The sequence below is a fragment of the Roseivirga sp. AWQ4_251 genome (genome assembly GCF_056158225.1).
Genome location: NZ_JBSWSW010000001.1, coordinates 2,162,964 through 2,176,195, shown reverse-complemented (window position 1 = coordinate 2,176,195; position 13,232 = coordinate 2,162,964). Strand labels below are relative to the sequence as shown.

Sequence of the window (13,232 nt, the reverse complement as noted above, 5' to 3'; positions counted from 1 at the left end):
GTGTTTCACGAAATTTTCGCCTAACAAGAAGAGTAGTTTCTGGTTTTAATGATAACGCTAAAGGATGCAAAAGTCGGTTGGCGTGAATTTTCAAATCAACACAACGCAATAAACATGAAACACATAAAGCTAAAACAAGTGGCTTTCACACTTTCCGTTCTGATATTTGTGATTGCCGCTTCTTCCAATATAATGAAAGGAACCCGCTTTGATATTGAAGAATATCGAGCGTCATTGGGGTCTCAAAATGATAGTATCGCTTCTGTAATGGCCTTCGGAAAGGTGTACAAAGTGCTGAAGCATCCGCGATGCATGAATTGCCATCCCGCTGGTGATACACCTTTGCAAGGAGAAGACAGCCACATCCATTCAATGCTGCCTGTAAGGGGAGTAGACGGAAAGGGGCTTTATGCCATGCAATGTAAGAGTTGCCATTTCGATGAAGGTGTTCCCGGTGAACATATGCCTCCAGGGAATCCAAGCTGGCATTTGCCTCCCGCTGATATGAAAATGGTTTTTCAGGGAAAATCAGCTCGTGAATTGGCTTTGCAATTAGTGGATAGAAGTAAAAATGGGCGTAAATCCATGGACGATCTGATTGAACATGCGAATGATACGTTGGTAAAAGAAGGCTGGCATATGGGTGGAAATCGCGAATTACCTCCTTTGAGTTACGAAGAATGGAAGAACGCTTGGATCAAATGGATTGAAACAGGGGCTTATGCTCCGCCACAATAGAAGTTATTATAAAGAGTGTCTCAAAAGAAGAATGTCATCTCAATTTTGAGTAAAGTTCTTTTGAGACACTTTTAGAAGTTAGTGGCTAGGCAAAACAAAAGAGAAATTGAGTCCTATAGCATTGGCCGAAACTTTGGCTCCGTTCGGTGTTTTATAATCCATCAAAGTATAGGTAACAGCGAACCAACTATAGCCAATTTCAAGGCGAGGCCCTAAAGCACTCTTAAATTTTACATCACTGATAAAGCCATCTCCATCGAATTTTACCGCTTGGTGAGATGCGAGTCCCAGCCCAAATCTTAAATCCTTCATCGGCACATAGAAAGCTGTAAGATTTATGGGGATTCTAGTGAATTTAATGTTGGCATCATTTGCTGCGGTGGTTGTGTATTTGTACCCAATACCTGCGCGCAACATGAATTTCTCTACATCTGAAAATTGAAATTGGCCACCGACCATTAAATAACCACCTTGGCCAGCTCTCATTGTTTGGTCTTCTCCATTTTGAAAGAATACGGTGACGATTTCATCTCCGCCAAATTCGATTCCCCCTTCAATCAGAAATTTGGCCTGTAGTTTTTGTGAAGCTTCTTGGCCAAATGAAATGTGACCAACCATAATTGTTAAAATAAAGGCTAATACCGAAGCAAAGCCATAACGTTTTATCATGTTGAAAATCAGTTAAAATGGCACGAATGTATGCAGATTTACAGATTTTCAATCACGTGTTGATTTAATTATTTTTAGTGAATTTATTGAAATATTGTGATGTTCAAAATTGAAGAATTTGAGGGCTTTTCTGAAAATCGAACAATCAAAACAGACCGTTTTTGTTGGGAGAATTCTTGTCGATCACCTGACCTAAGTCCCAGAGTTCAATTATTTTTTCTTCTTCAAATCGAAAGATGTGGACTACCGCAATTTCCATATTTTCCTTTACTACATGAGCATGGGATATCACAGTTTGATCTTCCTGATACATGTGTTTTATCTCGAAAGACAAATTGGGAGAAGTCTTGCTGGCATCGGCCATAGCATCGAGCAATGACTGTCTATCTCCTTCAAAGTATTGATTGTGGTGAATGAAACTGTTGGACACAAATTCTTCATAGGCATTTTGAACATCACCACTACTGGCCATAGTCAGAAATGATTTTGCGATCTCTTTTAAGTTCATTTTATCTGGTTTTAATGAAGCACTTAGGGTGAAAATAGGGCTTCGTTTTCAAAAAGCTATGTGCTTAAACATAAATACTTTACCTTCGCGACCCTCCCGAATTTTGATGCTATGAAAAAGGATGTTCTGCTTGATAAGGAACCAGTGGTTTCGCTGTTCTTTAAATACTATTTTCCTGCTCTTACTAGCATGCTAGCTATCACTATTCACCAAATAGTTGATGGATTGATTTTGGCCGAATATGTTGGGAAAACTGGCACTGCTGCGGTTGGTTTGTTTTCTCCAATTATTACAATCTTCATCGCTTTTACGCTCACTTTGGTAATTGGTGGAGGTATTCTTATCGGTAAAAACTTAGGTGCTCAGCAGAAGGAGCAAGCACAAAACGTCTTTCAGTTTACCACAACTCTCGCGGTACTCTTCGGAATTATTGTAGCCTTGATAGCTCCGTTTTTCACGACTTCAATCATTCAATTTCAAGTAGGTTCTGAAGATCCTGTATTGCGGGGTAATGCTTATGACTATGCGTTTTGGGGCTTTTTGTGGATTCCTTTCTTCTTACTCAGGATGGTTTGGGGAAATGCAGTAAGTCATGATGGCGCACCTAAGATTTCGAGAAATGCTTCCTTACTGGCAGTGGTGTTGAATATTGTTTTAGATGTACTTTTTGTGATGGTTTTTAAATGGGGTACGGCTGGCGCATCAATTGCAACAGGAATTTCTGTTTTTGCTTCTACAGTTTATTTGGCTGTTTACTTTATTCAAGGGAAGGGCCATTTAAGTTTGAAAGCGTTTAAGTTTTCACTGAAACTAAAGGTGTGGAAGGAGCTTTTGTATCACGGACTACCGTCACTGGTTTCTGAAATTTCTTTCTCTATAGGTTTGCTGTTGATCAATCGTGAATTGGTTGGGTTTGGGCCATTGGCTGTTTCCGCTTTCGGAATTGTTAACTACTTGAGCTTTATTTTCCTTAGACTTTTTACCGCAGCAATGGTCTCTGTTTTGCCCATCATGTCTTTCAATATTGGAGCGAAACAACCCAAACGAGTGTTGAAAACCATGAAGTTTGGTCTTGTTTATAGCCTTTCTCTTGGGCTTTTAGTTTGTGCAATTGGTTTTCTGTTTCCGGAGTTTCTAATCAGTATATTCTCAGGAGAGGAATCCCTAGCCTTTGAAGTTATGGCAGTCCGATCTATGAATTTGTTCTTCCTTCTTTTCCTTGCCGCTGGAGCGAATTATGTTCTCGGAGCTTATTTGCAAAGCATTGGGAAATCTGCTCTTACCATTTTACTGAACCTTTTGAAAGGCCTCGTTTTGGTAGTTCTCGGCTTGTTGGTTTTGCCCAATTACTTCGGAATAGATGGTGTCTGGCTTTCTCGTTCGTTAAGTGAAATTCTGGCCTTCATTATCATATTCACCTTCATTCTTCTTAAAAAGAAGGACTTTTTTAGTGCGAAAGTTATCCTGAATAGAAAGTAAGATCTATGCCGTTGAAAGTAGAAATGTTGAGCTTGTGTATTTTCTAAAGAATGTGGTTATTCTTATAATATTAGAAATATCTTTGCGCTCATAACAGTGAGAGATGAGCAAGGAAATAGGGCTTTTGAATAAGATTAAACAAGCTGATGGGCAATTGGTGAATCAGATTGATGATGAAACCGTGTTGATGAGTATTGAAAATGGTGAATATTATAAAATGAATGCCATTGCAGGACTTATTTGGAATAAAATAGAGAAACCTTATGTGGTTGAAGATCTAGTGAAAGAATTATCGGCTGAATATCAGGTAGATTTAAAGCAATGTGAAGAGGATGTACTGGAATTGCTTAATGATCTTAACGAGAATAATTTAATCGTTATAGAAGCTTAAACTCCCAATTATTAGTTCTCGAGTTCAGATTTTAAGGAATCACATAGGACTTTCGAAAACCGAACAGCTGATTCAGATATAAAATGGCTTCCATCTTTATATTCAAATTGATGGTTAATGCTGGAGAAGTTTAAGTAGGGGATTTCCATTTCTTTAGAGACTTCAGTCATCAAATCATCAAATTCTGGCATTCTTTCTTCCTCTGTTTGATGTATCAGTTCGTGAATGGGCACTCTGATGATTACCACGCGTCCATGTTGTTTTAAAAGCGAGATGGTTTTTTTCAAGTACTTTATTCTTAGCTCTGAAACCTCTTGAGTGTTTTTTATGGTGAAATCCACAGAGGATTCTAATAGCGCCTGTTTTTCTTCAAGACTGGTGTCCATATATTCTAGCCAGCCATTTTTATGAAGCATCATATCTTTTCTATCGCGTAAAAGAGGATCGATAAATCGCTTATTGTAGACTTTGTGAAGATATTCCAGATTAGGGTTGGCATTCACGTTTTTCATGAGATCCAACATCAATCCGTTCTCTTTAAAATGGGCAGAGTCGTTAGGGTCTTCTGTCAGTGAAGAAATAGTCATGGGATTTACTTCAAGTAGAAACAGACCATCAGATGCGGTTTTGTCCAATTTTCTTTGAATACTTTCAAAATAAACAGAGCCATAAGGACTTACAAACATGGAAAACCCATAGTTGAAAATATCCATTCCCAATTCTCTTTGAATTACAGAAGGTACCATATCACTTCCTGCTCTAGATGAACCAATAATAAGTGAAGTCTGCTTTGGCGAGGTAAACTTAAGGTAAGAGCTATCGTCATTACCCTTGATTTGCATAATTACCCAATACAAGCTAAGGCAAACGAATAAGGACGAAATCAAAAATTCTATTACAAACTTCTTCATCAAAATTGAAAGTAAATGTAATCAGGATTTTCAGGGGCTTTCAATAATAAGCATACAAAGAAAATAATGCTCAATATGGCCCAAACATAGGGTGGTTTTAGCTTTAATGGAACCCATTCTAAAGCATATTGATATTCTCGGCCAAACCATTCAACAATAGCGAAAACACACGCGCCTAAAAGCCAATTTAAGCTCGTTTTAGGCATGCTGAAAAGAGAACTGGAGAAAATGCCTTTATGGAAAAGATAGATCGTTTCTAGGGTTGTCGCACGAAAAGCGATCATCATTGACACGATCATCATATTAGTCAACGCCATTCTGAAGATGTCTTTAAAAGATGGGAACCATTTGCCTTGAGCGACTATTTCGGGTTCCTTTTCATTACTTTTTTTCCATGTTGGTATATAATGGTAAACGAAATTCATGAATCCAAACATCAAAAAGCTGAAGCGTGCACCGTGCCAAAAACCACTAACAATATAGATTATGAAAATATTTCTGACTTTAAAGAACTTAGAACCTCTGCTTCCCCCTAACGGTAAGTAAAGATAATCTCTAAACCACGTATTCAACGAGACGTGCCATCTTCTCCAAAATTCCCGCATGTTTCTTGAGAAGTAAGGGGCTGCAAAATTCTGGTTAAGATCGAAGCCTAATAACTTTGCAGCGCCAATGGCAATGTCTGAATATCCAGAAAAATCACAGTAAAGTTGAAAGGCGAAAAAGATACTTCCAACAGCCAGCGTGCTACCTCTTTGTTCTCCTGGGCTATCAAATATGATTTCGACATATTCGGCCAAGCCATTCGCAATTACCATTTTTTTGAATAAGCCATACACAATTTGGGTCATGCCATTCAAAGCCTTATGGTAATCAAAGCCTCTTTTTTCGTAAAACTGAGGAAGCAAATGGCTCGCTCGCTCTATGGGGCCAGCGACAAGTTGAGGAAAGAAAGCAACAAAAGAGAAAAAGGAGACAGGGTTTTTACAGGCGTCTAGGTTGCCTCGGTAAACATCGATAGTGTAGCTTAAAGTCTGAAACGTATAGAAGCTTATACCTACGGGCAGAATAACTTCCAAAGAACTTATTTCTAAGGCACTACCCATTAGTCTGAACGAAGCATTAAAATTTTCAATAAAGAAGTTAGCGTATTTAAAATACCCAAGCATTCCCAAGTTTACCAAAAGACTAACCCAAAGGAGTTGCTTTTTACGGCTCTGGTTTGAAGTCTTGGAAATGTAAATGCCAACCCAATAATCAGTCAAAGAACTCACAAAAATCAAGAGCAGGAATCTCCAATCCCAAAAGCCATAAAAGAAATAGCTGGCAAATAAAATGAAGAAGTTTTGTGCTTTTCTGTAATTGCCTAACAACCAATAAATCGCAAAAACCACAGGGAAAAAGAGCGTGAACTCTAAGGAATTGAAAAGCATTTAATCGTAGAAGTGGTTTAGTTGGGTGACTTTACATTCGGAAGTTTCTCACAAAATTCACCAAAAATATAGATAATTAGGGTTTTCAAAAAAAACATGAATTATTAAATAAAAATCTTTAGTTTCGTAGCCATTCGGACTTTACTTAAACGCTAAAAACAACTACATAATGAATTGGGAGAAACCAACAATTGAGAAATTAGGAAGTATTTCTATATCAACGCAAGGTAATGCTGGATCAGGATCCTATGATGGATCAGGTTATTCTTGATTAATTTTAGAGTACTTAAAATAAAACAAAAAGGTCTATTCGATATTTAGAATAGACCTTTTTGCTTTTTGTTTTGCTAAAGCTTGATCTTATAAACCGATCTACTGGTAGTGGCAAAAAGCAGGCTTTTGTCTTTTCCGCCTAAAGTCAATGAATGCACTCTTTCGTCAAGTGTGATGCGTTTGATTTCCTTGCCTTGTTTGTCCAGTACTATGATTTGCCCTTCGGCTAGATAAATATTGCCTTGGACATCAGTTGTATTTCCATATTCACCTCGAGTAATGAATTCCGTCATGTTGGTTAGCTGTCCATTTCCCCCAACCTTAAACTGATAGGTGATTTTTGGGTCTTCATGCGTTACATAAACTGATTCTGATTGATTGGGCTCTACTGCTACCAACTGTACAGAACGCCCTAGGTCGAAAGTGTTTGGAATAATGGTAACACCATCGGGTGCTACAAAACTCTGCTCAGCTAAACCTGAAGCAACTTTAGCGAAATCGCCTCTCCAGCGGTGTGTTGGATGAATTACTCGCTGAACATTCTTAACGGAATTGGTATTCACCAATTTCAATGCCTGCATGTCGTCTGGTTGGTTTGGGTTGATGGCATAGGCCAAAGCCGCCCAACCACCATTTCCCCAGCCACTGTAGTATTGCTGATTGTCTGACAAAGTCTCGATCATGGCTGGTTTGTTCGGGTCTTCAAATCCGGGTTGCGGGTCATAACGGCAGATCACAATCAAGTTGTCTTTTGTGTCGATAGCGAGTGAGAACGGTTTGAAGGGATAATCCGCGTAGATTGAAACCGTATTGGTTTTCGCTGACCATTTGTAAACTCGCTTCTGCTGGTTCTCACAGAAATACACATTGCCTTGGCTATCAGCCACAGCACCCGTAGCGAACTCATAGCCAAAACCGATTTTCTCAACGTCTGCTGAAGTTTTATTGGAAGGCTCATTGCCAGTGACTAATGCTCTGGCAAAGTCTCCAGGATAAACCGATAGGTTTTTGTTCATATCGAAAACGGTCTTCTCTGGAAGATGCAAAACCTGTGTCCAGCTGCGCATATTTCGGAAATCGATATTCTGGCTGTTAGAAACTTTCACTCCCCAAGGGCGAGGTGTGTTCGCCCGGATTACGCGGTACATCCAGAAATTTGAGAAGAGTAAATCCTTGCTGTTTTCAATATCCAGGGTTTGTGCTTTTTTACCTTCTTTGCCTTCTTCTTCAAACTGAAATGCATAGAACTTCCAGTTCGAAACGCCATTCAATCTTGCTTCTTGGCGAACGTGATGTTCCAATGACATAGCATAAACCCGACCAGGAGTTGAAGTATTACTGATGTACAAACCTGCGCTGGTGTAAGTGTTGGCCGTCCAAATGTCTTTCAAAATTCCACCACCATTATTGGTTACCCAAAGGCTCCAATATTGATTGTCCCAAGCTTGATCCATTCCTTCATCATAAACAGGTTCCTGAGGGGTGCTGATCTTTCTTTCTCTTCTTCTGTAGTGAGAAGGTTCGCCCGGTTTGGCCATGGTGCCGTGTCCACCCACGAACTTCACATCATTAATCATTGAGTTTTCGCTGGCCATCCATTTCAAGCCAACGGCTCGGTAATTGTAAGCTCCTGTGTTGATGCCGATTCCGTTCACAATATCATCTCCACCTTCAGATGATTCCAGAACAGGAACCGGCCCGCCAAAGCCGCTAAAGTTTGGAGTGCTTTCATCCAAAACCAATTGTGTCGCGAAAGGGTGGAGGCCAATCAGTTTGTTGCCAGGCTTTAATTTTAGAGTCTTGGTGATTTTATACCAGCCTGTTGGTAGGTAAACGTTCTGGTTTTCGGCCAATGCTTTTTGAATGGCTTGAGTGTCGTCAGTTTTACCATCGCCAACTGCTCCAAAGTCTTTAGCGTTTACCCAGTTTTCTATGTTTGGTAAATCGGGAATTACCTTGTCGAGTTTTTTGGGAGAGCTGTTAATCGCCTCAATATCTGCAATGGTTTCATAGTTGGAATCATCCGTCATATTGTTCATCACAAGCCCATAAACAAAGTTGTTGATGCGGTAATTCTTGCCCTTTCCTTCTATGTTTTTTCCGCTTGGTGCGAAATGAACAGGCACTTTTACATTGCTGCAAGTGATGTTGAGCAGGTTCACTTGACTATGACTTTCGTTCTCAACTCCAATGGAAACGCCAGTCTCGACATTTTCAAAAAGGCAATCTTCCATAAAGAGCCTGTCAGCCACTCCTTCCTGAAGTTCTACTGCAACTGGAGTGTCTTTAACGTGCATTGAAAGAATGGACATTCCTGTGTTTCGGCTCACAACGGCAGCTTTTCGTTGACCTTCGAAGTACAAATCGATCATCATCATGGGCCAGCCTGGAGAGGTTCTGGCGGTAGAAATACCATATTCTCCACCATAGAATTTCAGGTCTTCAATTTCATTTCCGAGGTCATAAATGCCTGCAAAACCATCACCGATATGGAAGTCGCAGTGGCTTACAAATCCGTGCTGCGCGAAGTGAGTTCGAAGCGCAACAGCTTTTGGATTTCCTTTTTCAATTCGAAAATCGATATTGGAAATGGCACTGTAAAATGTTCCAGCTCCGGCATCACGAGGCCCTTGGTCGCCTTCAACTAGGTTGTCCGTAAACCAGAACATAAAATTGCTTTCGGTTTGGTAACCGGGAGTGCTTTTGCCCAAAATGAATTCAGGGCGGTTTTTTCCATAGCCAATCAATCGAATGGCTTTCGGAACGTAAATCGTTTTGCTGATCAGGTATTTGCCTTCAGGAATGAAAAGAATACCAAAATTCTGCTCTTTTTTAACCTTGTTAATGGCAGTTTGAAGCTGCTCTGAAACATCGGTTTTGCCGTCAGCTTTGATATTGAAAGCTTCAGAGGTAAAGTGAACTGCTTCAGAATCAGTAGGTTTTTGAGTGTAAACGGACTGTGCTTTAAGCGTAAACGAGGCACAGTAAAGCAGTGCCAGAATCGATAAGGAGAGTTTCATGTATGAGTTGTTTTTACATGATCCAAAAGGCAGATCATGCAGCGCGTTAGCTAAATCTATAGCATTCTACCCACTTACCGAAACCCATTTTGATGATTAGCCATAAAATGGGGTGAGGGGGTAAGATACGGCTGAAAATAAAAGCAGGTCTGCTATAAAAGGGAATGCAAGTAATCAGCGGTGTCTCGTAGACCGATTTTTCTATACCGATCAAGTATTTCGAATTCATCTAAATCTGGATTGGTACGGTTCATCACTAGAGCTCGGAAGGCCTCGATCGCTACATTTTGATTCAGATCAATCGTGTCGGTTAAAAAATCATCGGCAGATTTAGCGCTTAAGCTAAACGTGGCTAGATATTCAGGAGGGAAGTCTTTCAAATTATTGGTGACAATAATATTTGCGTTTGTTTTGATGGCTGCTGCTAGAACATGTTTGTCTTTTTCATCTGGAAGCGTTAGCGTAGGAATCAGAGATTCATAATTGTTCACCAATGCGTCTGGAAATGCGTTTTGGGCTATTCTGAGTTTTTTAACAATTTCTTGTTGAGGTACTCCCTTTCTCTTCATCACTTCTTCCCACTCATCGAAAATGTGTTTGCTCCATTTTGGGGTGAACAAATCATAATGAGCAAACCAGAAAAGTATATCTCTAGTCTCTATTGGAAAGATTACATTGGTGTCAAGTACACATGTGAAACGAACGCTATGTATCATACAAGCCAGCTTCTTCGTCTGATTTCATCATCTCGATCAATAAATTCCTCTGCCTTTCTTTCGTTTTCTTTCGGTACTCAATCACATCTTCATATTTGATTCGTCTGTGTTTGCCAACTTTGGTGAAATTAATCTCACCATTTTCCAGAAGCTTGACTAAATGCGGACGAGAACAACCTAATAGTTCAGCTGCAGCTTGAGTTGTCATTTCAGTGGCTAATGGAACGATAGATACAGGATTGCCTTGGCTTGTTTCCTTTAGGATTTTCGCTAAAAGCTTAAGTGCGTTTAAAGGAAGTTTGATTTTCTCAGAAGTTTCTTGAATTTCAATTTCAGGGAAATCTGAATGAATTTCATCCAAAACAGAAGCTAAAGCATCGTAAGATTCTAATGCTGCTTTTTGTTCTTCTTTGGAAGGTTTCTTGAGCTCTTTTGCAAATTGCATACTAATGATTGTTGATAGATACAATTTTAAACGAATTATTCGAAACATGTTTCGTTTATTTCGAATAATTTAAAAATGTAGTTACACCATCATCAACAATCAGGCTCCAATCATAAGTAACGAGACAACTAGTAAAACGGTAAGTGTCTTAATTTTCCCTCTTTTTGCAAGCAATATTCCTAACATGATTTCTGAATTTTTAAAGGTTAAACATTTGATTATCAATATTGAAACTCTGTGAGTGTCGAGTTGATTTCTTTTATCTTTTTCAGCCAATTTCTGCTTGATAAGTAAAGCATGACGCCTAAGGTGATCAGTGCCAAGGCCAATACAGCGTATTTGCTTCGCGTAAGCTCAACGGACTGTGCGAAAAATATGAGAATGGACAAACCGAAGAGTAAAGCGCTTAACAAAAGCGAAACTCCAATGCGTTTTAACATCAATTGAAAGCTTTGTAATGACTGTTTTAGATTGTCTTCTTTGGCCGGATTTCTCAACATAAGCCAACAGAAAATTCGGGTTGAAAGAAAAACTATTGATGACCCAATCAGCAGCAGATTGACCCAAAGGGGTTTGGTAGAACCATCAAAAGCATCGTAATAGATGGCGATGAATGCCACGAGAAGTACGGCTTCTAAAGTAAACCTGAGCTTCATTCTCATAATGTGAGGATGGTTTTTCAACTTGGTCATCATCAATAAGTCATTCTGGCTTTTTTGACCAGAACCTACTTGATTCCAATTGGCTTTTAAACTGTCTAAATCCATCTTTATTGATTTAAAATATCTTTCAATTTGTCTTTCACCCTGCTAATTTTTACACCTACATAATTTTCAGTAATCCCAAGAATATCGGCCATTTCCTTATAGTTGTAATCTTCCAGAAAAAGGGCAATTAAGGCTCTTTCAGCGGGGTTAAGCTTTCTTATGGCATCGAACATTTTCTCTTCGTTTTCGGAAATCTCGGTTTGTGCTGAAATCTGGGAGTTCTCCGAAAACTGGTCTTTGAGTTCGAGATTAACGGTTCGTTTTCTGAATTGAGTAATGGCCGTGTTCAGACCAATGCGATACATCCATGTACTGACTTTCGCTTCATTTCTGAACTTTGGGAAAGCTTTCCAGAGTTGCAGAACGATTTCCTGAAACAGGTCTTCCTGATCTTCTTGAACATCGCGATACATTTTACAGACTTTGTAAATAATGCCCTGATGCTCTTCAACCAATTCCAGAAACTCTTTTTCCACGTTTAATTTTCTTTCTCGAAACTAAATTCTTGCCCCATTCTCGAAGCTTTTATGCCTGTTACGATTTCATTTTCTAATACGAAAGTGAAATCAATTTCCACTTTTTTGCCAAAGAATTGGTGGTTTCCCTTGGCGTAGATTTCAAAAGGAGGCCTCCCGGCTAGTTGAGCAAAGAGTTTTCCTTCTTGCGAAATAATGTTTAGCTGCATATTGCTTGAAGCCGAAACGAAACGTCCTGTATATTTTTCCAGATCAATGTTTTGGGTTGAAATCTCTGCTTGAAACTCAGGCATCTCAAAGGGCAATCCGAACACTATTTTCTCTACATCTTCAGCAATCTCAGAAATAGGCAAGGTTGAAACATTGCTCAGGATAATGATGGAGATTTCTTCCTCTGGATAAATAGCTAAGTGGCTAGAATAACCCCAAGTACCGCCTCCATGAAAGTGTTTTTTGGGAGAACCTTCTCCAAGATACCAGCCGTAACCATAGTTATTTCCGCTGAAAATGGCTTGAATACTCTCCTCACTTAGTAGGTTTTGATTGAAGAAACTGTTGCTCCAGTTGAGTAAATCATTAGCGGTTGAATACATGTCACCTGCACCTTTCAGCATCGAGAAGTTGCGATAAGGAGCTACAACCAAACTGTCATCTGAAACCAGGTGATAACCAGATGTCATTTCGGGAATAATTTTCAGGCTGTTGGAAGAACCGGTATTACTCATTTCAAGTGGGTTTAAAATTTTGGTTTTTAGAATGTGCTGAAAATCATCTTGATAAACCTTCTCCATAATAGTAGCCAACAGATAATAACCAAGGCTCGAATAGTGCATGTCAGAGCCAGGTTCAGAGAGCAAATCCATTTGGTTGATTTCGGCTATAACCTGCTGCGTATTCATTTCCAGTTTGGATTTTACAGGCCAATAGTTGCTTATGCTTTCATTATGTGGAATGCCAGAAGTATGATTCAACAGTTGCTCAATTGTGATCTCCTTGAACTTGGAAGAAAGCTCTGGTAAGTATTGTGAGGCTTTGTCTTTTATGCTCAATTTGCCTTCTTCTTGAGCCATGACTACTAATGTGCCCGTAAAGGTTTTGGTGATGGAAGCGATTTTATACTTCGCATTCTTTTTGAGGCTCACATTAAGTTCTAAGGAAGTACCGCCAAGAGTTTCCTGAAACAGAATCTCACTTCCTTTTGCTACCAATATTTCTCCACTGAACTTTTTCTTCTGGTGAATGATGTTCAGGTAATTCCTCAATTGATCACTATTGAGAGAAACAGAAGTTTGCCCATTTACTAAAGCTGAAGGGAGAAGTAGCGCTACAAAAGCAATAAACAGAAGTGATTTCATAAGACCTTTTTGATTGGTTTTTCAATAGGTCGTAAAGGGGAAGGGAAATCT

General features: G+C 39.4%; 13 protein-coding genes. 3 read left to right on the top strand and 10 right to left on the bottom strand.

The genetic code is table 11. The features are described 5' to 3' along the window. The first annotated feature begins 114 nt into the window (after positions 1-114). Positions 115-738 (top strand): hypothetical protein, encoded by a 624-nt coding sequence (locus ACXACJ_RS09545; RefSeq protein WP_475134138.1) that lies wholly within the window; start codon positions 115-117, stop codon positions 736-738. Positions 739-816: 78 nt separating this feature from the next. Here the strand turns inward: ACXACJ_RS09545 and ACXACJ_RS09540 are convergent, their stop codons facing one another. Next, entirely contained in the window at positions 817-1,407 is a 591-nt protein-coding gene (locus ACXACJ_RS09540) for a hypothetical protein (protein ID WP_475134137.1), read from the bottom strand. Positions 1,408-1,552: 145 nt separating this feature from the next. Continuing rightward, complete coding sequence (locus tag ACXACJ_RS09535; protein ID WP_475134136.1) at positions 1,553-1,915, bottom strand: nuclear transport factor 2 family protein; 363 nt, start codon at positions 1,913-1,915, stop codon at positions 1,553-1,555. Between the two features lie 111 nt (positions 1,916-2,026). On the opposite strand from ACXACJ_RS09535, the gene ACXACJ_RS09530 reads away from it, so the two are divergent. Together ACXACJ_RS09530 and ACXACJ_RS09525 are read left to right on the top strand one after the other, a co-directional pair. After that, positions 2,027-3,394 (top strand): MATE family efflux transporter, encoded by a 1,368-nt coding sequence (locus ACXACJ_RS09530; protein ID WP_475134135.1) that lies wholly within the window; start codon positions 2,027-2,029, stop codon positions 3,392-3,394. Positions 3,395-3,497: 103 nt separating this feature from the next. Continuing rightward, entirely contained in the window at positions 3,498-3,785 is a 288-nt protein-coding gene (locus ACXACJ_RS09525; RefSeq protein ID WP_475134134.1) for a lasso peptide biosynthesis PqqD family chaperone, read from the top strand. Between the two features lie 11 nt (positions 3,786-3,796). Here the strand turns inward: ACXACJ_RS09525 and ACXACJ_RS09520 are convergent, their stop codons facing one another. From ACXACJ_RS09520 to ACXACJ_RS09485, 8 genes are all read right to left on the bottom strand, one after another. Continuing rightward, entirely contained in the window at positions 3,797-4,696 is a 900-nt protein-coding gene (locus ACXACJ_RS09520; protein ID WP_475134133.1) for a hypothetical protein, read from the bottom strand. Next, entirely contained in the window at positions 4,696-6,129 is a 1,434-nt protein-coding gene (locus ACXACJ_RS09515) for an MBOAT family O-acyltransferase (RefSeq protein ID WP_475134132.1), read from the bottom strand. Before ACXACJ_RS09515 ends, ACXACJ_RS09520 begins: the two co-directional genes overlap by 1 nt. 347 nt (positions 6,130-6,476) lie before the next feature. After that, complete coding sequence (locus ACXACJ_RS09510; RefSeq protein ID WP_475134131.1) at positions 6,477-9,422, bottom strand: glycosyl hydrolase family 28-related protein; 2,946 nt, start codon at positions 9,420-9,422, stop codon at positions 6,477-6,479. Between the two features lie 152 nt (positions 9,423-9,574). Next, on the bottom strand, positions 9,575-10,138 hold the full coding sequence (locus ACXACJ_RS09505) for a PIN domain-containing protein (RefSeq protein WP_475134130.1): 564 nt from the start codon (positions 10,136-10,138) through the stop codon (positions 9,575-9,577). Then, entirely contained in the window at positions 10,128-10,583 is a 456-nt protein-coding gene (locus ACXACJ_RS09500) for a helix-turn-helix domain-containing protein (RefSeq protein ID WP_475134129.1), read from the bottom strand. Before ACXACJ_RS09500 ends, ACXACJ_RS09505 begins: the two co-directional genes overlap by 11 nt. A 221-nt stretch (positions 10,584-10,804) precedes the next feature. After that, on the bottom strand, positions 10,805-11,350 hold the full coding sequence (locus ACXACJ_RS09495) for a hypothetical protein (RefSeq protein WP_475134128.1): 546 nt from the start codon (positions 11,348-11,350) through the stop codon (positions 10,805-10,807). 2 nt (positions 11,351-11,352) lie between these two features. Beyond that, a complete protein-coding gene (locus ACXACJ_RS09490) occupies positions 11,353-11,826 on the bottom strand; it encodes an RNA polymerase sigma factor (protein WP_475134127.1) in 474 nt (157 codons plus the stop codon). 2 nt (positions 11,827-11,828) lie between these two features. Further along, positions 11,829-13,181 carry a serine hydrolase domain-containing protein gene (locus tag ACXACJ_RS09485; protein ID WP_475134126.1) on the bottom strand — a complete coding sequence of 451 codons (1,353 nt, stop codon included), beginning with the start codon at positions 13,179-13,181 and terminating at the stop codon, positions 11,829-11,831. Between the last annotated feature and the right edge of the window lie 51 nt (positions 13,182-13,232).